Annotated in this window: 15 protein-coding genes; 7 read left to right on the top strand and 8 right to left on the bottom strand. The window is 60.3% G+C overall.

Translation table 11 applies throughout. From position 1 onward, the window contains the following. Positions 1–556: 556 nt before the first annotated feature. Positions 557–1942, bottom strand: coding sequence for a M18 family aminopeptidase (locus DW913_RS08765; protein WP_233542040.1), 1386 nt, complete (start codon positions 1940–1942; stop codon positions 557–559). Between the two features lie 161 nt (positions 1943–2103). On the opposite strand from DW913_RS08765, the gene DW913_RS08760 reads away from it, so the two are divergent. The 3 genes from DW913_RS08760 to DW913_RS08750 all read left to right on the top strand — a co-directional run bounded on the left by DW913_RS08760 (position 2104) and on the right by DW913_RS08750 (position 5741). Continuing rightward, the gene (locus tag DW913_RS08760; protein ID WP_117798257.1) at positions 2104–3189 is read left to right on the top strand and encodes a carcinine hydrolase/isopenicillin-N N-acyltransferase family protein; all 1086 of its coding nucleotides are present in this window, start codon (positions 2104–2106) and stop codon (positions 3187–3189) included. A 139-nt stretch (positions 3190–3328) separates the two neighbouring features. Further along, positions 3329–4408, top strand: a complete 1080-nt coding sequence (locus tag DW913_RS08755; protein WP_117798256.1) for a 6-phosphofructokinase — start codon at positions 3329–3331, stop codon at positions 4406–4408. Between the two features lie 394 nt (positions 4409–4802). Next, positions 4803–5741, top strand: coding sequence for a helix-turn-helix domain-containing protein (locus DW913_RS08750; RefSeq protein WP_117798255.1), 939 nt, complete (start codon positions 4803–4805; stop codon positions 5739–5741). 514 nt (positions 5742–6255) lie between these two features. On the opposite strand, the gene DW913_RS08745 is transcribed toward DW913_RS08750, so the two are convergent. Continuing rightward, positions 6256–9021: an FtsX-like permease family protein gene (locus tag DW913_RS08745; protein WP_233542039.1), complete on the bottom strand. Its 2766-nt coding sequence runs from the start codon at positions 9019–9021 to the stop codon at positions 6256–6258. A gap of 5 nt (positions 9022–9026) precedes the next feature. Next, on the bottom strand, positions 9027–9728 hold the full coding sequence (locus tag DW913_RS08740) for an ABC transporter ATP-binding protein (RefSeq protein WP_117798254.1): 702 nt from the start codon (positions 9726–9728) through the stop codon (positions 9027–9029). A gap of 271 nt (positions 9729–9999) precedes the next feature. Between DW913_RS08740 and DW913_RS08735 the strand changes: the two genes are divergently transcribed. Together DW913_RS08735 and DW913_RS08730 are read left to right on the top strand one after the other, a co-directional pair. Further along, positions 10000–10638 carry a GyrI-like domain-containing protein gene (locus DW913_RS08735; RefSeq protein ID WP_117798253.1) on the top strand — a complete coding sequence of 213 codons (639 nt, stop codon included), beginning with the start codon at positions 10000–10002 and terminating at the stop codon, positions 10636–10638. A gap of 185 nt (positions 10639–10823) precedes the next feature. Next, the gene (locus tag DW913_RS08730; RefSeq protein WP_117798252.1) at positions 10824–12059 is read left to right on the top strand and encodes a chloride channel protein; all 1236 of its coding nucleotides are present in this window, start codon (positions 10824–10826) and stop codon (positions 12057–12059) included. 170 nt (positions 12060–12229) lie between these two features. Here DW913_RS08730 and DW913_RS08725 read toward each other — a convergent pair whose 3' ends face one another. The 5 genes from DW913_RS08725 to DW913_RS08705 form a co-directional block, all read right to left on the bottom strand. Then, positions 12230–13609, bottom strand: a complete 1380-nt coding sequence (locus tag DW913_RS08725) for a sensor histidine kinase KdpD (RefSeq protein WP_117798251.1) — start codon at positions 13607–13609, stop codon at positions 12230–12232. Further along, positions 13606–14295, bottom strand: coding sequence for a response regulator transcription factor (locus DW913_RS08720; protein WP_089572344.1), 690 nt, complete (start codon positions 14293–14295; stop codon positions 13606–13608). The genes DW913_RS08725 and DW913_RS08720 overlap by 4 nt, the downstream gene beginning before the upstream one ends. A 228-nt stretch (positions 14296–14523) precedes the next feature. Further along, on the bottom strand, positions 14524–15102 hold the full coding sequence (locus DW913_RS08715) for a methylated-DNA--[protein]-cysteine S-methyltransferase (RefSeq protein WP_233502817.1): 579 nt from the start codon (positions 15100–15102) through the stop codon (positions 14524–14526). A gap of 454 nt (positions 15103–15556) precedes the next feature. Further along, positions 15557–16582, bottom strand: coding sequence for an aspartate-semialdehyde dehydrogenase (locus DW913_RS08710; RefSeq protein WP_089572346.1), 1026 nt, complete (start codon positions 16580–16582; stop codon positions 15557–15559). A 173-nt stretch (positions 16583–16755) separates the two neighbouring features. Continuing rightward, entirely contained in the window at positions 16756–18144 is a 1389-nt protein-coding gene (locus DW913_RS08705) for an aspartate kinase (protein WP_117798250.1), read from the bottom strand. 104 nt (positions 18145–18248) lie between these two features. Between DW913_RS08705 and thrC the strand changes: the two genes are divergently transcribed. Both thrC and thrB read left to right on the top strand, forming a co-directional pair. Further along, positions 18249–19766, top strand: a complete 1518-nt coding sequence (thrC, locus tag DW913_RS08700; RefSeq protein ID WP_117798249.1) for a threonine synthase — start codon at positions 18249–18251, stop codon at positions 19764–19766. A gap of 203 nt (positions 19767–19969) precedes the next feature. Continuing rightward, positions 19970–20851, top strand: a complete 882-nt coding sequence (thrB, locus tag DW913_RS08695; protein ID WP_006234874.1) for a homoserine kinase — start codon at positions 19970–19972, stop codon at positions 20849–20851. Positions 20852–20998 lie beyond the last annotated feature (147 nt).

The raw sequence follows: 20998 nt of genomic DNA, 5'->3' as shown, positions 1-20998 counted from the left end.
CAAACGCCGGAACCCCTCGACGCTGCGAGCCCGCCGTTTGGCCAATCTGCCGTTCAATTTCAAAGGCGCGACCAGAAGGTCAGCGCCTTTTCATTTCACGGCACCTTGGCTCAAACGGCGGGCTCTCGCTGGCGTGCGCTCTACCTGCGGCGTTTCGCTGGCGCCGGCTTCATCTGCAAGCCTTAGCAGTTCCGTCTTGCCGTTGGCGTTGTGGCATTTGCCCAGATAAAACCTGCCAAAATAAACCTGTCCCTTTTTGGTAGGTTTGGTGCAATGGGGTCAGGTTGGCTTGCGCCATACCGGTAGTTCTGTCTGCGACACTCTCGCCAAAGTGATATCAAACATACATCTAGCGTTTTCGACACTTCGCTTATTAGAGCCAGTCCGTCTCCTCGTCATAGCGGTCCGAATAGGCGTTACGCTTGAGTTCTTCAGCACTCGTTGGTCGCGCCTTGGACACGTCGACCCCTGACTCATGGCAAGCGGCGACGAACAGCTGTAAACCCCGATCAATAAGCTAAGCCCCACGCTCGGCCTTCATTTCTTCGGCTCGCATTTAGAGTTCCACGCTTTCGGCGCCGTTGATGGTTAGGTTGCGCTCGTAGAAGGCGGTGAGGGCGCGGATGGCGTACATCACGTCGCGCACGCCGCCGGTCTCGTAGCTCGAGTGCATGGCAAGCTGCGGCAGGCCCACGTCCACGGCATGCATGCTCGCCTGCATGTTCGACAGGTTGCCGAGCGTGGAGCCACCCGCCATATCGCTCTTGTTTGCGAAGGCCTGCGTGGGCACGTCGGCGTCATCGCAGATGGCCTGGAACACCGCGCGACTAAAGGCATCGGTGCAGTAGTGCTGGTTGGCGGCCTCCTTGATGACGATGCCGCCGTTGAGCACAACCTGGTTGCGGGCGTCGCACTTCTCGGCGTGGTTGGGGTGCACGGCATGCGCGTTGTCGCAGCTCACGAGCATCGAAGCGGCAAGCGCACGGTGGTACGACTCGTCGTCAAAGCCCAGCGAGCCGTTAATGCGGCGCAGCGCATCGGCCAAGAACGTCGACATGGCGCCCTGCTTGGTCTCGGAGCCAACCTCCTCATTATCAAAGCAGCAGAAGACCGAAACGTCGTGCGCGTTCTCGGCACCCAAAAATGCCTGCAGCGAGGTGTAGGCGCAGGCCAGGTCGTCGAGCTTGGGCGTCGAGATAAACTCGTCGGCCCAGCCCCAAATGCGCGCATCCTGACGATTGACCAGGAACAGATCGCGGCCCAAAATTTGCTCGAGCTCAACGTCCAGTTCGTCGGCGATCAGGGCGTCAAAATCTCCCTGCTTAAGGTCACCGGCGCTGATGAGCGGGCACAGGTCGACGGCGCGATTGGGAGCAAAGCCCTCGTTAACGCCGCGGTTCATATGGATAGCAAGGCTCGGAATAATAGCGACCTCGCGCTCGGTGGCAAGCAGGCGGCTCTCGATGCGGTCGCCCTCGCGCACCAGCACGCGGCCCGCGAGCGCCAGCGGACGATCAAACCACGTATAGTCGATCATGCCGCCGTAGGCCTCGGTGTTCAGGCGCAGCGTCTCGCCCGCACCGTCGAGCTCGGGCACGGCTTTGACCTTAAACGTCGGCGAATCGCTGTGCGACGCCGCAAGCTGAAAATGATAGTCGCCGGCAACGCCGTCCTCGCCCCACGTCGCGGCCAGGTCCTCGCCCACTTTAAAGGCAACAACGCTCGAGGTGTTGCGTTGCGTGTAATAACGCCCGCCCGGCTCGATGTCCCACGCCGCGTTCTCGGGCAGGTAGGTAAAGCCCGCCTCGTCGAGCTCGGCCATAATGGTCGCCGCCGTATGAAACATGCTGGGGCATGCCTCGATAAAGTCGATAAGGTCGTTAGCGGCCTCGATATCGTCGGCCGTCACATGCGCGCGCTCGGGCGTTTCCTGATCCGTCATGCTCTCCCCTTTCGCTGGGTTGATGGTCCCCTCCAGCATACCCCGCCGCGCCAGTGCCGTGCCTTTCATTCCATGTTTAATCCCGCGCCGCTCGCCAAGTTGAGCCATCATGCCCGCACTCCTTTTGCGACAATTACGCTAACAGGACGAGAGGAGCCGTCATGAAGCCACGTAACATTGCCATCGCCTGCGGTGTCGCGGGAGTCGCCGTCGGCCTTGCCGCTGCCGCCGGCATCGTTTACCGCAAGCAAATCAAGTCCGCCGCGTCACTCAAACGCTTGACCGGCAACGCGGATGGCTATGACCTGTACGCAATCGACATCGCCTACGACTACGATCTTGATCGCATCATCGCCGCTGGCGTGCGCGATGACCAGGCATACATCGATGCCGTGGTGGCACAGGTGCTGCCCGGTGTGCCGGCACATGTCCAGGCGCCCCAGTTTGCCTGCAGCGCTTTTGTCGCCGTAGATGCCGAAGGCCGCGTGCGCACCGGTCGCAATTACGACTTTAAGGACGACACCTCGGCGCTGTTGGTGCGCAATCACCCACGCGGCGGCTATGCCTCCATCGGGTTTGCCGCCCTTAACAACCTGGGCGATAACACTCCGCTCGACTCCGTCGCCGGACGTGCCGCCGCACTCATGGGCCCGTTTGCCCAGCTCGACGGTGTTAACGAGTGCGGCGTGTCCATTGCCGTACTCACCCTGGATTCCAAGCCCTGTGACCAGGACACGCAACGCCCCGTCATCAATACCTCGCTCGCCATCCGTCTGGTGCTCGACCGTGCCACCACCACGCAAGAGGCCGTCGACCTGCTTTCTGCCTACGACATGCACGCCATGGCAGGACGCGATTACCACTTCTTTATCAACGACGCCGCCGGTGACGCGCGCGTAGTAGAGTGGGATCCGCGCGATCCGGACCGCGCTTTCAAAGCGACTCCTGTACGCCAGGTTACAAACTTCTACGCCTGCTATGGCGACGAAGTGCTGACCAACCAAAAGAATGGCGAGCTGGGCCATGGTAAAGAGCGCGCCGTCGCAATCGCCGATGTCCTCGACGCCCATGCCGGCGCCCAAGACGAGGCAGTCGCTTGGAAGGCCCTTCGCGCTGCGGCGCAAGAGCCCAATCCGGAAGACATCACCAGCAATACGCAATGGTCGGTCGTCTTTGACAATACCGAGCCCGCTGCCGCCATCGCGCTGCGCCGCCACTGGGGCAACGTCGATGCCTTCGCACTGTAAGGAGCCAGGCCCGTCGACCTTACGTTCCCTGGCGTTGCTTACATTTCCATACGCTTGAGCTAACACGTTTTACCCCCGTATCAACAGTGTGCGGGGGTAAACTTATGCGCATGTTATAACTTGCCCGGAAGGATTCATCATGCTTAGGATCGGTCTTCTTACCAGTGGCGGCGACTGCCAAGCGCTCAACGCCACCATGCGCGGCATCGTCAAAACGCTTATGACCAATAGCGAAGAACCTATCGAGATCTATGGTTTTGAGGACGGCTACCAGGGCCTTATCTACAGCAGGTTCCGCGTCATGACGCCCGCCGATTTTAGCGGCATCCTCACCCGCGGCGGCACTATCCTGGGCACGAGCCGCACGCCGTTCAAGCGCCTGAACATTCCCGAGGCCGACGGCGTCGAGAAGGTGCCCGCGATGGTCCACACCTATCACAAGCTGCAGCTCGACTGCCTGTTTATGCTGGGCGGCAACGGCTCCACCAAGACTGCCAACCGCCTGCGCGAAGAGGGCCTCAACGTTATCGCTCTGCCCAAGACCATCGATAATGACACCTGGGGCACCGAGATGACGTTTGGCTTTACGAGCGCCATCGACGTCGCCACCAAGTGCATCGACGACATCCACACCACCGCCTCGAGCCACGGCCGCGTGTTTGTCATCGAGATCATGGGCCACAAGGTTGGCTGGATCCCGCTGTACGCCGGCGTCGCGGGCGGCGCGGACGTCATCCTGATTCCCGAGATCCCCTACGACATGGACCAGGTCATCAAGACCATCGAGCATCGCATGGAGACCGGCAGCCGCTTCACCATCGTAGCCGTCGCCGAGGGCGCTATCTCCAAGGAGGACGCGGCGCTGTCCAAGAAGGAGTACAAGAAGAAGCTCGCCGAGCGTACAAGCCCGTCGATCGTCTACGACATCGCCAAGGAGATTGAGGCTAAGACCGGTCGCGAGACCCGCGTCGCCATCCCCGGCCACACGCAGCGCGGCGGCCAACCCGACGCCCAGGACCGCATCTTTGCGACCCAGTGCGGCGTCGAGGCAGCGCTCGGCTGCCTGCGCGGCGAGTTTGGCTACATGATTGCCCTGCGCGACGGCAAGATGTGCCACATGCCGCTCGAGGATGTCGCCGGCAAGCTCAAATATGTCGACCCGCAGAGCGATCTGGTGCGCGAGGCCAAGGCGTTGGGCATCAGCTTCGGCGACGAATAGCCTCGGCCGAAACTGCTCTCATCGGAGGCCCCAGGGCTTACCTCCCAAATCGTCCTCGGACATGTCAGGATCCCGCCGTGCGCTCCGCGCGGCGGGATCCTTCCGTCCTGCGGAAAGATTTGGGAGGTAAGCCCTGGGGCCTCCTGCGGTAACTAGGGAGGCCGAGGCTATTCGTCTTCTTGCTGCAAGTGCGTGGGCTGAGGATTTTGGGATGTTGCAGGCTCTTAGCTGAGAGTAGCACTGACATTTGTCCTGAAATGGCTGGTCGTTAGGGGTTGCTACCGGTAGTTGCGGTAGGGTTGGGGCAGATTCTAACTAGAAATGGTGGTCGCTACTGGTTGTTCTCGGCATACTCGGCTCATTCGATTACGGTCGCCACATGAAAGGAACTGCTATGGATCTTGCGATGGCGCAGCGGCTCGTTGATCGCCGCAAGGCTGCCGGGCTTTCTCAGGAGGCGCTTGCCGCCCAGCTGGGTGTGAGTCGTCAGGCTGTCAGCAAATGGGAGCGCAGCGAATCCTCGCCCGATACCGATAACCTTATTGCGCTCGCCGCGCTGTATGGCGTGTCGCTGGATGAGCTGTTGTATGGGGAGGCGGTGGATAGCACTGGCGACTCGCAGGCTGATGATGAGGCACAGGACAGCGACGCCGGCGCCAAAGCTTCAGATAAGGCTGAAGAGGCTGAGGCTTCTACTGAGCACGCTGATTGCAGCGATAAGCCACTTGTCGATATTTCCCTCGCGCGCGGCATCCACGTCATTGATCCCAATAAAGGTGAGGAAGTCCATGTTGGCTGGAACGGCATCCATGTGACCAACGAGCGCAAAGGTGAAGAGGTCCATGTGGGGCCGGGCGGATTGCACATCGATACGCTAGAGGACGATGGACATAGCGTGCGTACCAATGACGACGGCACCGTCACCATCGACGGCGAGACGTTTTCCAGCTGGAAGGAAGCACACGAAAAGCTCGACCATCATGGCAAGCATTTCCACACCAAGGTCGGACGTGCATGGAACAAATTCCCCTTCCCCGCACTTGTCACTCTCGCCTATCTGGTGCTCGGCATTGTCTACGGCACATGGGGCATGGGGCTTTTCCTCGTCTTTCTGGTTCCCGTCTACTACGCGATTGGTGACTTCATCGATCGGCGCCACCTGTCTAAGCTGATCGAGGCCATCTACCCGGCAGCCGCCATCGCTTGGTTCCTCTACATGTGGCTCTGTTTGGGACAGCCCCATCCTGCATGGATCATCCTCATCACGATTCCCGTCATAAAGGCGCTCATGCGCTGGTGCCGCAAACAATGGAAGTGCCGCAAACAGGCCTAACACGCTCCGACCCACCAGCACCCAACCACCCCCGCCCTTCTCCTAAGTTGCGGTGAGATAGGGACTGTTTTGAAGCTCCAAAGCGCCAAACAGTCCGTATATCACCGCAACCTACAAACAACTGGGTCAGTTCCGGCACGGAGATTAGCATTGAGCTGACCACGCGCCAAGAAAAGGGCCTATTTACTACGTTTAACTCGAGAGGGCCGACCATACCCGCCTTTTCCGAATATTAGCAAGCCCTCTACCTGCGGTTTTAATTTCATAATCTTTGTCATGGTCGAGGGTGTGGTAGCAAACGTAGTAGATAGGCCCGTTTTGCGGCATACGACCCATTCAAGCCCAATCTCGAAGGCTAAAGAGAGCCTCTCATCCACGCCTGCGAGCGAAAGCCAAATAGAATGAAAGGCAAATGGAAAGCCCGTTTGACGGGGCAAACGCCGGGCCACCTAATGGTTGTCCGGCGTTTGCCCAGATAAAACCTGCCAAAATAAACCTGTCCCTTTTTGGCAGGCTACTCGGCGCTCTTGAGGGCGCCGACCATGTCGATCTTGTTGAGCGTTCGGTTGGTGGCGAGGTTGACTATGATCGTAAAGCCGAAGGAAAGCACCACGGCAAGCACGTAGCTCAGCGGCTCGACTTCGACGTCAAAGTACAGCGACGGCATCTGCAGGATGTACGTAAAGCTCTCGGCAAGCAGGCCACCCAGCGGCACGCCCAGCGCGGCGCCAATCGCCGTGAGGATCAACGTCTCCTTGTTGACGTAGTGGTGCACCTCGCCACGGCGGAAGCCCAGCACCTTGATGGTCGCCAGCTCGCGTTCGCGCTCCGAAATATTCGTATTAGACAGCGTAAACACCACCACAAACGACAGGCACGCCGCCATAAAGGTCACAAGCACCACGACCGAGTTGATGATGGTGAAGTTGGCCTCATAATTCTCCCAATGCTCGGACGTACTCGAAATTGTGAGCCAACCGTCACTCTTAAGCTTCTTGCTAAACGCAATCTGGTCAGCCGACGAACCCTTAAGCAACACAAAGACGCCGTTAAGGCGTGCACTTCGACCGAACGCGCGCTCATAGGTGCCCTGCGTCATGTAAAGCGTGTTGCCTAGATAGTTGAGCGAGATGTCGCTGACTTTGACCTTGGCAACATTGAGCGACGAATCCTGGACGTGAGCCGTGTCACCCGGCTTGATCCCCAGCACCAGCTGAGAGCTCTTGCTCAAATACACGTCTCCGTCACGCAGGGCGAGCGGTTCTTTGGACTCATCCTCCAGGCGCACGTAATCGCCCAAGTCACCCGTGCGGTCGTCGGGAATCACGATGAGCTGCACGGTCTCGCTCTTGCCGCCAAACGTAAAGGTGACGTTGTCGGTCATAATCGGCAGGGTCGAGGTCACCGTCACGTTGGAATCATTGGCCGTGCTGCGCTCATCCAACGCCGCGCACGTCTGCGTAAAGTCATCGGGGTTGGCGACCGCCAGCAAGTCATAACGCGTGATATGCCCATACTGTTTGGGCGAAAGCGCCACCGACGTATCGCGAATACCCATACCGCAGATCACAAGCGCGGTGCAACCCGCGATGCCAAAGATGGTCATAAAGGCGCGCTTTTTATAGCGGAATAGGTTGCGTGCAGCGACCTTGTTCAAAAAGCCCATGCGGCGCCAGATAAAGCCGACGCGCTCAAGCAAGATGCGCGAGCCGGCGCGCGGAGCCTTGGGGCGCATGAGCGAGGCCGGGGTCTCGGCCATCTCGTGGCGGCAGGCGATAATTGTGGCGCCCACCACGCCCACGGCAAACAGTGCCACCGAGACGATTGAGGACACAATGTCGTACGAAAGCAACATCTGGGGCAGCGAGTACATGTCGTCGAACACCGTAAACAGGAACAGCGGCAGGCCCACAAATCCGATGATATTGCCGAGCACGCCGCCGATCAGGCACGCCCACAGCGAGTAGTCCACGTATTTGGACAGAATGCGCCCGCGCGAATAACCGAGCGCCTTATACAGGCCGATGAGCGTGCGTTCCTCCTCGACCATACGCGTGGCGGTGGTAAGGCTGATGAGCACGGCGACGATAAAGAAGATGAACGGGAAGACCGTGGCGATGGCCTCGATCGAGGAGCTGTCGCTCTCGACGCTCGAGTAGCTCGCGATGTTGCCACGGTCCTGGATGTACCAGGTGCATTCGCCAAGGTCGGAAATCTCGGCGCGGGCATCGGCGAATTGCTGGTCGGCGGTGGCGCGGCGCTGGTCCAAATCGGCCTGAGCCTGGGTGCGCTCCTCGCTGCCCTCGGCCATACGGTTGATGTTGTCCTGTTCAATCCCAAAGACCATGTTCGCTTGACGCTCGGCCGCGTCCAAGCTCGCCGGCGTATCGGCCGTCAGTTCCTGGGCACGCGCTTTTTCGCGCTCGTCACGAATCTTCTCGATATTGCCCTTGACCTCGTTAATCCTTGCCGTATAGGCATCGGAATAGGAGTTGAGGTCCTTGGCTCCCTCGACGATCACGTGGACCGCGGAATAGGACGACGACGTCGCGGCATCCTCACTCACGTAGAACTTGTAGTCCGCGGCCGAGGCGGCACGGAAGGCGTTGACTGTCGAGTCGGAGCTCACGTCGGTGGGATCGAGAACCTCGGCCGTGATGGTGTAGTCTCCATCGGCAAACTGGTCCTTGGCGCTTTGGTTCGACGAGCTCGCGTCATTGGCGGCAAAACTCACCGTATCGCCGATTTTCTTGCCCGAAGCCTTCAAAAAACGTGAGGTCACTGCCACTTCGCCCGAAGTCTCGGGCAGCTCGCCGCGTACTAGCACCGGTTGGTCAATATTCTCTTTGGAGAGGCTCTGTACGACGACACGCTCGCGCGTCGTACCCACGGCGGTATAGGCGGTCTCGGTATAGATGCCCTCGGCCGTCTCGACGCCGTCGACCTCCTGAATGGCCGCAAGATCGTCATCGGTCAGACCATAGGTCGACTGCACGTTGATGTCATAAACATTCTGCTGGTCAAAGTAAGCGTCGACCGAATCGCACAAGTCCTCGCACCCCGCTTTGAGGCCGCACATAACGCTCACACCGAGCGCCGTGATTACGACGATAGACAGGAAGCGTTTGAGGCTGCCGCGAATCGTGCGGTAGATGCCACGGCGAAAAACCATCGGCACCATATCGTTTGAGCTTTGGGCAGTGCGGTAGGTCGTAAAATCCTGCTCGCGCTCCGTGTTCTGCGCGTCGCGGCGTTGGCTGTTTTGGCGATCCTGGTCCATGGGCGCTACCACTCGATCGTCTCGATAGGCACAGGATTTTGCTGGACCGTCTCGCTCTCCACGCGGCCATTCTTAAAGCGAATCAGGCGATCGGCCATGGGCGCCAGCGCGGAGTTGTGGGTGATGATAATGACCGTAATGCTTTGCTTGCGACAGGTGTCCTGCAACAGCTGCAGAATCTGCTTGCCGGTTTTGTAGTCGAGTGCACCCGTCGGCTCGTCGCAAAGGAGCAGCTTAGGGTTCTTGGCCAGCGCGCGGGCGATGGACACGCGCTGCTGCTCGCCGCCCGAAAGCTGCGCCGGAAAGTTGGCGAGGCGCTCACCCAGGCCGACCTGGCGAAGCGTCTGTTCGGCATCGAGCGAATCAGGGCAGATCTGAGCTGCGAGCTCGACGTTTTCGAGGGCCGTCAGGTTGGGTACCAGATTGTAGAACTGGAAAACAAAGCCGACGTCGGCGCGGCGGTATTCCACGAGCTGCGCCTCGTTGGCGGAGCTCACGTCGCGTCCGTCCACCGTCACGGTGCCGGAGGTCGCCGTATCCATGCCGCCCAGAATGTTGAGGGCCGTGGTTTTACCGGCGCCCGAAGCGCCCAGGATAATAGCGAGCTCGCCGCGCTCAACCGTAAAGCTCGCGCCGTCGAGTGCGTGAATGCGCGCGTCGCCCTCGCCGTATGCCTTGATGACATCTTTGAATTCGATATAGGCCATCGATCGGTTCCCATCTGGTCGGATAACTCTTTAGTATTACCCATTTCGCACCGACCAAAAAGGGACAGGTTTATTTTGGCATGTTTTATATGGGGAAACGGCAGCTATAGATGAGGCGCCGGGGAGGCCGAGAAATCATCGACGGGGTCAGGCCGACCGCCAAACACAACGCACGCATCTCAATCTGTCAGCCAAATAATTCGAACAGCTGTTCGTTTCTATGATATGATTCAACTATCTAAGCAGGCCAATACGCAGAAAGGCGGCCAACATGGCGTTCGACTTTAAGAAGGAATGCAAGGAGCTCTACAAACCTGCAAGCAAGCCGAGCATCGTAACTGTCCCGCCTATGAACTACGTTGCCGTTCGCGGAAAGGGCGACCCAAATACCGAAGGTGGCGAGTATCAAAACGCCCTGCCGCTACTTTACGGCATCGCCTATACCGTCAAGATGTCGAAGAAAGGCTCAAGGAGTATCGAGGGCTATTTCGACTTTGTGGTACCGCCGCTCGAGGGTTTCTGGTGGCAAGAGTCCCCGAGCGGCGGCATCGATTATGTACGCAAGGACAATTTCAACTTTATCTCGTGCATCCGCCTGCCCGATTTCGTCACCCGAAATGACTTTGACTGGGCAGTCGCGGAAGCCACGACCAAAAAGAAACTGGACTTTTCCGCCGTCGAACTGCTTAAAGTTGACGAGGGTCTCTGCGTTCAATGCATGCACACCGGGCCCTACGACAACGAACCGGCGACCGTAAACGCTATGCATGAATACACGACCGAGCTGGGCTATGTTCCCGACTTCTCAGACACCCGTTTACATCACGAAATCTATCTCTCCGATCCACGCAAATGCGCACCGGAGAAACTTAAGACCGTGGTTCGTCATCCTATCAAGCGCGCTGAATAGCGTGGGGCGTCATTTCACGCGCTAGGTTTTAAGCCGGCCAACCAGCCGCCTCCTAGGCCGTCCGGTAATTATCTTGACGCGGCCCGTCGCATCTTATAAGTTTGTTTTGCTAAAGCTGGAAAGCCTCTCAACGATGCGCAACTCCAGCTCTTTTTCTATCAAGAGAGCAAGTGTCGGAAAGCAAAATGTCAGAAAGCAGCGCTTCGAGCAGAATCAAACTCCTGGTCAACACCTATAGCGGTCTCGTGCTCATGGGCGCCGTCGGAATCCCTATCGGCGTTATCGTTGGCGCCATCTGTGCCCTTTTTGGTCGTGTGCTCCTGGCAATTGGCGCCTTCCGTAACGAGCACATCGTACTGCTCCTTCCCTTCCTCGCCCTCATGGGCTTGGCCATCGTATTTGCCTACCTCACCTGGGGCAAAGGCACCGATCGGGGCATGAGCTTAGTATTCGACGTAGGTCACGGACGCGAGGACGCCATCTCCCCGCGTCTGGTGCCGCTCATTATGCTGAGCACGTGGGCCACGCATCTTTTTGGCGGCAGCGCGGGACGAGAAGGCGTAGCCGTGCAGATCGGCGCAACCGTCTCGCATTGGATCGGCCGACGCCTGCCTTTCCGCGACCCCGGCAACACGTTTTTGCTCATTGGTATGGCCGCCGGCTTTGCCGGACTCTTTCGAACGCCGCTCGCCGCTACGGTCTTTGCTGTCGAGGTGCTGGTCGCCGGACGCATGGAATACCGCGCGCTGTTTCCCGCGCTTACGGCTTCACTTGCCGCAAGCATGACCTCCGGCGCTCTGGGACTCGAGAAGTTCGAGGTCGCCGTTACCGCCTCGTATGCGCTCGACCTCCCCGGTCTTGGACGGCTGGCGTTGTTGGGTATCGCGTTTGGTATGGTAGGTGGAGCTTTTGCCTGGTGCCTTGCCCATGCCAAGACCCTTGCAGCGCGGCTGCTCCCCAGCCCTTACATACGCGTTGCCGTTATGGGCCTTGCGCTGTCGGCGATTCTGTTCGCGCTGTGGCAGGGGCGATACTGCGGCCTTGGCACCAACCTGATATCCGCGGCACTGGGTGACAACGGCGAGGCGTCGATCATGCCTTGGGACTGGGCGCTCAAATTCGTACTCACCATCGCCACGCTTGCCGCAGGATATCAGGGTGGCGAGGTGACGCCGCTGTTCTCCATCGGAGCCAGCCTGGGTGTCGTACTCGCCGGGATTCTCGGCATGCCCGTCGAGCTCTGCGCCGCGCTGGGCTACGCCGCCGTTTTTGGCAGCGCCACCAATACGCTGCTCGCGCCGATCCTCATTGGCTGCGAGGTCTTCGGTTTCGGTAATCTGCCGATGTTCTTCATCGTCTGCGTTGTGGCTTATCTGTTCAACATGGACAAATCGATCTACGCCCTGCAGGAGCGGGCGTAGGAAGCCGCCCGGCAGATACACCGGGGCGCAGTTTCCGCTAGGCCCTCCAAGGGGAAAGCTCATCCCATTCCGAGGCGTCAAACCGGGACACAGTTTCCGCCCACAGCCTCCTCCGTCGACGTTTCTCCAGATAAAACCTGCCAAAACAAACCTGTCCCTTTTTGCAGGTTTTAGAGGCGGACGGTGAAGGTGATCTGATGATCGTGGCCGGATACGGTGGCGGATCCGCCATGGGCTTCGGCGATGGCGCGCACGACGGACAGCCCCACGCCCGAGCCACCTGTCTTGGAGCTGCGCGACACGTCCGCACGATAGAAGCGGTCGAACAGCCGGTCCAGGTCGCCCTCGGGCAGCTCATCAACAGCATTCGATACGACAAGCTCGGCCGAGCCTTTGCCCGCACCGCGCGAAACGGCACGCAGGCTCAGCTCGATCACGCTGTCCTCGCTTGCGTAGCGTGTGGCGTTGTCCAGCAGCAGCTCAACAACCTGCGCCACTGCCGCGGCATCGGCATGGGCCCGCACACCGCTCGCGATCGACGTCGACAGCCGCTTTCCGCGCGAAACCGCCACCGATTCAAATGGCGTCGCAGCCGTGTCCACGGCCTCCGAAAGATCAATCGTCGCCATAGTAAAGCCGGCCGAACCCTCGTCCATACGCGCCAGGAACACCAGACGCTCCGTGAGCGCCGTCAGCCGCGCGACCTGCTCGTGAATGCTCTGCGTCCACTCGCTCTCGCCGCTCTCGATCTCTTGGACCTCGTTGGCGGCGTCAATCACGGCCAGCGGCGTTTTGATCTCGTGGCTTGCATCGGTAATGAAGCGCTTCTGTTTGCTATAACTCTCGACCATCGGCCGAATCACCGCACCCGAGGCGACCGTTACAATTGCCAGCACCGCCAGCCAGCCAATGCAGCTGATTGCCACACTCGCGCTCAAAAACGAATGGAAACTTGCAAGCTCGCGCGAACAGTCCACGAACACATAGGTTGTCTTGTCGCCCTGAACCGTAGCCGTATAACGGTAGTTGCCAGAAAAGCCCGAAGTCCAACCCTTGGAATATAGTCCTGCAGCGATGCGGGCGGCACGCTTGGCACCTACCGCGGCAATGCGGGCCGTGTTGACATCGGTCACCTGCCCGCCGGCAATCGACACCGTAAAGTAGCGCGTGTCGAAGGGAGACTCCGCCGTCATGCCTTCAAAATGCACATCGCGAACGGCCGCCCGGTTACCGGTAGCAACCTTGCCGGCAACCGCATCCTGACCGGGACCGGTCTTAGGCTCGTCCTCCCCATCAATGCCATCCTTGCCTGCCAGGATATAGTCCAGTCGTGCATCGGCCATCTTGCAAACATGCGAATAATTGACAATGTTGATGCCAGCGATGATGAGCGTGAGCACCACGGTCACAGCGCCCATGGCAACGAGGATGAACTTACGACGCAGGCGACGGCCCATTGCACTGGCAGCATCGGCGCGCTCCGGATTACCCGAGCCCACACCCATGCCGAGCTTCGCCGCCATGCGCTTGCACCACGTGCGCACGCTCACGCCCGTTCTCCTTCCTCGACAACCTCGAGCGAATATCCCTGGTTGCGCGACGCGCGGATGGCCACGTCGGCACCCAGCGCCGTCAGCTTTTTGCGCAGGTACGAGATATAGACCCACACTACATTGGCACCTTCGGGCGCGTCCTCGCCCCAAACCTCAAGCATTAGGCGCTCGGTGGGCATGCGCGTGCCGGCGTTGCGCATAAAGAGTTCCATAAGCTGAAACTCGCGATTGGCCAGGTGCTCCTCGCCCAAAGGTCCCACAAGCGTGCAAGCCGCCGTGTCGAGGCGCACGTTACCCACGCTGAGCGTCGTGGCGTCAATTGCCGTCGCGGCACGCGTCATGGCACGAATACGCGCAAGCAGTTCCTTGGCGGCAAACGGCTTGGTCAGGTAATCGTTGGCACCGGCATCCAGGCCCTCGACCTTATCGGACACCTCGCTTTTTGCCGTGAGCATGATGATGGGCAGTCGCTTTCCGGCGGCGCGTGTACGCTTGAGCACCTCGATGCCGTCCATGCCGGGCATCATGATGTCCAGGATTGCGGCGTCGTAATCGTTGGTGAGTAGATTCTCGAGCGCCGTCAAGCCGTCGAGGGCGGTGTCGACCTCGTAGTCGCTATGTTGAAGAATCGCGGTGAGGGCGCGGGAGAGACCAGGTTCGTCCTCGGCAAGCATCAGCTTCATAGTTGCTCCTTTGGCGCATGGCTCTACAGGTTTCGATACTGCCGATGATAGCGTACCGTCAACCGCCTTAGCGCAGCCTTAGCGGCTCAACCTGCGCGTTTTCAAATACGCAGGATGTGACTTAGCCAAACTTAAGCCGCCGATGCCGAGCGCCCGGACGCATACCGGCCGCGGAAGGACGGAGGCTCGTCCTTTTGCGGCGTCCTAGTTATGCAAAGCGTTCGAGCGTTATTCCTCGTACGCGCCCTCAAGCCGAAGCAGCCACTCCTTGCGATCAAGCCCGCCGGCATATCCGTTGAGCGATCCGTCGGCCGCGACCACGCGATGGCACGGCACGATTATCGAAATGGGATTACGCGCAACCGCAGCCCCCACCGCACGAGGAGACACAGCGGGCGCTTCATTTCCCGGCACACGATGTCGAGCCGCTACACGCTGGGCGATCTCGCCATACGTAGCGACCTCGCCACGCGGAATAGAAAGCAGCTCAAACCAAACCTCGCGCTGAAACGCCGTACCAATCAAATGCAACGGCGGCGTAAACCGAGGCTCCTGCCCCGCAAAATAAGCATTCAGCCAAGCCCATGAACGCTCAAGCACCGAAGAGGCCACACCATTTGCCGGACTCACCGACGACATACCACCGGTACCGGAAACCGCGTCGGCGCCTTCAACATGTTCGGAGTCTTCCCGGAGAAGCGTGGAACCAAAGTGCTCCTGCCCCTCAAACCAAAGCCCCGTCAGACCGCGGCCATCAGCGGCAAGCAAGATTTCGCCCAAAGGCGAGGCAAATGTCGTCGTGACCACCAGCGGCTCCTTTCAAAACTCCGCAACATAATACCGCGAATTGTGCAGACAACCCCAATCGACCCCAAAGTCACCCAAGGCAGCAGGCGCGACAGCGCCGCAGCTGCCGCACGACCCCAAAGTCCCCGCAGGTAGCAGGCGCAACGCGCCGCAGCTGCCGGCCGCGCTCCGCAGTCCCCCAAGACGGCAGGCGCGAAGCGCCGGGGCCGCCGCCGGGACCAGGGCCTGCAACGGCCACGTGCCCCCACATCAGCCCAGCGGCCCCAACCAGCAGCGGCCCCATCGCAGGCCGCTCGCAGCCGAGTCACCGCAGGCAGGGGCCGGGCTTAGTTTTCAGAACACTCCGCAGACCAGTGTGGCGCCTTGTCCGCGGCTCCGAAGGAGCAGGACAAGGCGCCACACATGGTCGAGGACGTTCTGAAAACTAAGCCCGGCCCCCGCCGGACAGGTCGCACTACTCGCAGAGCAGCTTAGCAATCTGGACGGCGTTGGTTGCCGCGCCCTTACGGATTTGGTCACCGCAGCACCAGAAGGTGATGCCACGCGCGGCCTCGGGGTTCGAGATGTCGCGACGCACGCGACCGACCCAGATCAGGTCCTGGTCGGAGGTATCCATCGGCATGGGGAAGCGATCGTGCGCATCCTCGGCGCTCATATCGTCAACCAGCTTCACGCCCGGAGCGGCAGCCAGCGCGGCACGAGCCTCCTCGACCGTAATGTCGCGCTCAAACTCGAGCGTAATGCTCTCGGAATGCGAACGCAGCACCGGCACGCGCACGCAGGTGCAGTTCACGCGCAGCTCGGGCAGGTGCATAATCTTGCGGCCCTCGTTTTGCAGCTTCATTTCCTCGGAAGTAAAGCCTTCCTCCTTGACGCCGCCGATCTGCGGAATCAGGTTGCTCGCCAGCTGGGCGGCAAATGCACGCGGCTCGGGAATCTCCTCGCCGCGGCCCAGGGCGGCCAACTGAGCCTCGAGCTCGGCCATACCGGGAGCGCCGGCACCCGAAGCCGCCTGATACGTCGAGACGATCATGCGCTTTACGCCGGCGAGCTGATGCAGCGGCCACGTGGGAACCAGGCCGATGATGGTCGCGCAGTTGGGGTTGGCGATAAGGCCGTGATGCCACTTGATGTCGTCGGCGTTGATCTCGGGCACGACCAGCGGCACCTCGGGGTCCATGCGGAAGGCATGGCTGTTGTCGACCACGACGGCGCCGCGCTTGACGGCTTCGGGCAGCAGCTCCTTGGCGATATCGTCGCCGGCAGCGCCGAGTACGATGTCGCAGCCCTCAAAGGCCTCGGGGCAAGCCTCTTCGATCACAACCTGCTCGCCGCGGAACTCGACGGTCTTGCCCGCAGAGCGCGCGCTCGCTAGCAGCTTGAGCTTGCCAACTGGGAACTCCTGCTCGTTGAGGCACTCGAGCATCTGGGTGCCTACAGCTCCCGTCGCGCCCAAAATAGCAACCGTGTACTGTTTCATGCTTCCCCCTTTAAAGGTTGTGGCTTTTGCCCGCACGCCGAGCAGGCCGATTATTGTTGCCAGTGTATACAAGAACAGGGCGGGCACGAAACCCGCCCCGTCGAAACGAAACCGAAACGAAACGCCCCGCCGTAGATTTTTGAGACATGACCCAAAAATCTACCGAGCAGTCGCTACTTTTTGAGCGCAGCCAGAGCGGGATCGACCGGCGCAGGAGCCTCCAGATCGGAGACCTTCACAATGCCGTTTTCGTCGGAGAAGGCACGGTAAATGGTCCGAATCGCCAGGTCGAAGTCCTTCTCCTCGACACCGATAATGATATTGATCTCGTCACAGCTCTGCGAAATCATGCGCACGCTCACGCCGGCCTGGCCGAGCATGCCAAACAGATGGCCCGAGATACCTGCACGACCGCGCAGGTTGCGGCCGACGGTAGCGATGAGCGCCAAGCCCTCGACAACCTCGATCTCGAGCGGCTCGACCTCCTGCTGGATGTCGCCCACGAGCGAGTACAGCGAATCGTGCACATCCTGCTCCTGCACCACGGCGCCAAAGCGGTCGACGCCGGTGGGCATATGCTCGACGGAAACGTCATAGCGCTCGAAGACCGAAAGCGCACGGCGCATAAAGCCAACGCGGGGCTTGGTGCGGTCGCGGGCCACGTTGATGGCGACAAAACCGCGCTTGCCGGTCACGCCGGTAATGATGGGTTCTGCCTCGCCCTCGTCAGCGGTCTCGCTAATGATGGTGCCGGGGTCCTGCGGCGCATTGGTGTTCTTGATGACCAGCGGAATGCCTGCCTCGCGCACGGGGAACACGGCCTCCTCGTGCAGGACGCTCGCGCCCATGTACGAAAGCTCGCGCAGTTCCTCGTAGGTAACGCGGGCGATGGGCTGAGCCTCGGGAACAATACGCGGATCGGCAGAATAGAAGCCCGAGACGTCGGTCCAGTTCTCGTACAGGTCGGCGCCCAGGCACTTGGCCAGAATCGAGCCCGAGATATCGCCGCCGCCACGATCGAGCAGCTTGATCTGGCCCTCACGCGTCGCGCCGTAGAAACCGGGCATAACAAAGCCGCCCTGCTGACCGTACTCCTGCACCAGCTCGGAGGTGCGATTCATGCTGAGCGTACCGTCGTGATGGAACGCCACAACCGTCGCGGCGTCCAGGAACGGTAGGCCCAGGTACTCAGCCATCAGGCGCGCGGTAAAGTACTCGCCGCGGCTTACGAGCTCCTCAGTAGAGTAGCCACCGGAGCGGGCGCGCTCGGCAAAGGCCGCGAACTCCTCACGGATGGGATAGGTGAGCTCCAGCTCGTCAGCGATATCAAAATAGCGCTGGCCAATGTCCTCGAGCAGCTCCTCACACGACACGTGGTACTTAACGTGCGCATTGACCAGATAGAGCAGGTCGGTCACCTTGGTGTCGCCCTTAAAACGGCGACCGCAGGCGGAAACCACCACAAAACGGCGAGCCGGGTCGGCATCGACGATGGCCTTGATCTTCTTGAAGTGTTCGGCGTCGGCGACCGACGAGCCGCCAAACTTGGCAATCTTAATCATGGGCTGGAGGTTACCTTTCTAAAAAGCCTCTGCGAACCTATTTTGCGCGCTCTGATACCATGGTTTCACCGATTGGGACCAAGGCATCCGAGGAGCAGTGTTATATGGGAACTTATCATAGTACACGAGGACGCACTTTATCGTGCTCAAGTAAGGTGGCAATCCGTACTGGCATCGCTCCCGACGGGGGTTTGTTTGTCTCGGACGAGCTCGGCACCCAGCAGGTCGATATCAGCTCGCTTGCAGATAAATCGTACTTTGAAATCGCTCAAGATGTGTTGGGAATGTTACTGAATGATTACACGACCGAAGAAATTTCGGCGTGTGTCGACGAAGCATACCGCGGCACGTTCGCGAGCGAAGAGGTTACGCCGCTCGTCAAACTCGATGCCGCACCGGGCGCCGACGCCCCTCAGACCTATGTGATGGAGCTCTTTGGCGGCCCCACGAGCGCCTTTAAGGACGTCGCCCTGCAGATGCTCCCCCGTCTGATGGCCCGTACCTCTGCCAAGGACGGCGGCGCCGAGCGCATCATGATCGTCACCGCCACGTCGGGCGACACGGGCAAGGCCGCACTCGCCGGCTTTGCCGACGCCCCGGGCACGGGTATTACCGTCTTTTATCCCGAGGGCAAGGTCAGCCGCGTGCAGAATCTGCAGATGTCCACACAGGAGGGCGATAACGTCGCCGTCTGCGGCATTCGCGGCAACTTCGACGATGCCCAGAGTGCCGTCAAGCGCATCTTTGCCGATAAGGAACTTGCCGAGCGCCTGGAGGCCGCTGGCACGGTGCTTTCGAGCGCCAACTCCATCAATGTCGGCCGTCTGGTACCGCAGGTCGTCTACTACTTTGCCGCCTATGCGCAACTGCTGCGCGCCGGCGCTATCGAGGCTGGCGACGCCGTAGAGTTCTGTGTGCCCACCGGCAACTTTGGCGATATCTTGGCCGGCTACTACGCCAAGTGCATGGGTCTGCCCGTCGCCAAGCTCGTCGTGGCGAGCGACAAGAACAAAGTGCTTGCCGACTTCCTGACCACCGGCGTTTACGACCGTAACCGCCCGTTCTTCACGACCATCTCGCCGTCGATGGACATCCTCATCAGTTCCAACCTGGAGCGCATGCTCTACTTCCTGTCCGATGGCGACTGTGAGCTCGTTGCCGGCCTTATGGAGCAGCTTGCCCAGACCGGTCGCTACGAGGTGCCCGCCGACCTGCTGGCCAAGATCCAGAGCGTGTTTGGCTGCGGCTGGGCCAGCGAGGACGAAGTCCGCGCTGCCATCAAGAGCTGCTGGGATGCGAACGGCTACGTGATCGACCCGCACACCGCTTGCGGCTATCACGTCTTTGAGCAGGTCGCCCCCGCCGAAGGCGCCAAGGCCCGCGTGCTGCTTTCGACCGCCAGCCCCTACAAGTTCCCGCGCGCCTGCTGCGACGCCCTGGGGCTCAACGTTCCCGAGGACGACTTTGAGGCCATGCGCGTGCTCGAGCAGGCCACCAACACGGTCGCCCCGACCCAGCTCGCCGAGCTCGAGTCCAAGCCCATCCGCTTCGAAGACGTCTGCGACGTCGATGAGATGGCAAGCTACGTCGAGTCCGCAGCAAAAAAGATGGCTACCAACTAAACCCCTCATTAAGCGCCGGCGAAAGCCGGCGCACCTTCTTTCATCAGATAACCCCCGGGATGATGACGAACGCGCACAGCGTGCCTGGCTGTTTAGTTCGTCGCGAGTTCCGCACGCAAAGGAAAGCACTTAATGTGCTTTCCGTCTTGCGCAGGACTGCCCGAGCAGCGAACTAAACAGCCAGGCACGCCAGGAGGACTCACATGATCAAAATCACCGTCCCAGCAACAAGCGCCAACTTGGGCATTGGCTACGACACCCTCGGCATGGCCGTCAGCCTCTACTCGCACTTCACCTTCGAGCGCGCCGACAAGCTCACCATCACGGGCTGCCCCGAGGAATTCCAAAACGAGAACAACCTGGTCTACGTGAGCTTTGTCGATGCGCTTGCCGCATGGGGCGAGCCGGCCTTCCCCGTCGCCATCGACATTCAGACTGACGTTCCCGTCGCTCGTGGCCTGGGTTCCAGCTCCACCTGCGTTGTCGCCGGCATTATGGCCGCCGCCGCGCTGACGGGCCACACCGTCGACCGCGCCGAGCTCGTCCGCATTGCCACCGAGGTCGAGGGCCATCCCGATAACGTCGCCCCCGCTATCCTGGGCGGCGCCGTCTGCTCCTTTACGCCGACCGATTCGCTCCCCCAGTGCCTGCGCTACGAGGTGAGCGATCGCCTGCGTTTTATTACCGTGATTCCGCCCTACGAGGTACACACGAGTGAGGCGCGCAAGGTCGTGCCGCAGGAGATTCCGCTTTCCACCGCCGTATGGCAGATGGGCCGCATCGCCGGCATGACGCGCGGTCTCGAGACCGGCGATCTGGACCTGATTGCTGCCGCCAATGACGACCGTATTCAGGAGCCCTATCGCCGTCGCCTGATTCCCGACTACAACGCCGTGCGCGACACCTGTCTTAACGGCGGTGCCAAGACCATCTGGATCAGCGGTTCGGGCTCGACCCTCATGGCGGTGACCGACGACACCATCGTGGCAAAGTTCCTACAGGTCAAGCTGCGCGAGCAGTTCCCCAAGTGCGATACGCATATTCTGACGTGCGACACCGAGGGCGCTCAAATCGAGTACCTGTAGACATCGCTGGTTAATCTCTTCGGGCCGCCCAAGGGTATCCCCTTAAAAACGTCCTCGCACTTGAGGCCCGCTTATCCTGCTCCTTCGGAGCTACGGATAAGCGGGCCTCGTGCTGACGCTCCTATTTGGCAAGGTGTTTTTTAGAAT

The organism is Collinsella sp. AM42-18AC, from assembly GCF_003467965.1.
In the GTDB taxonomy this organism is placed as follows: domain Bacteria; phylum Actinomycetota; class Coriobacteriia; order Coriobacteriales; family Coriobacteriaceae; genus Collinsella.
Note: the sequence above shows the minus strand (reverse complement) of the source record. Positions and strands in the feature narration are given on the sequence as shown.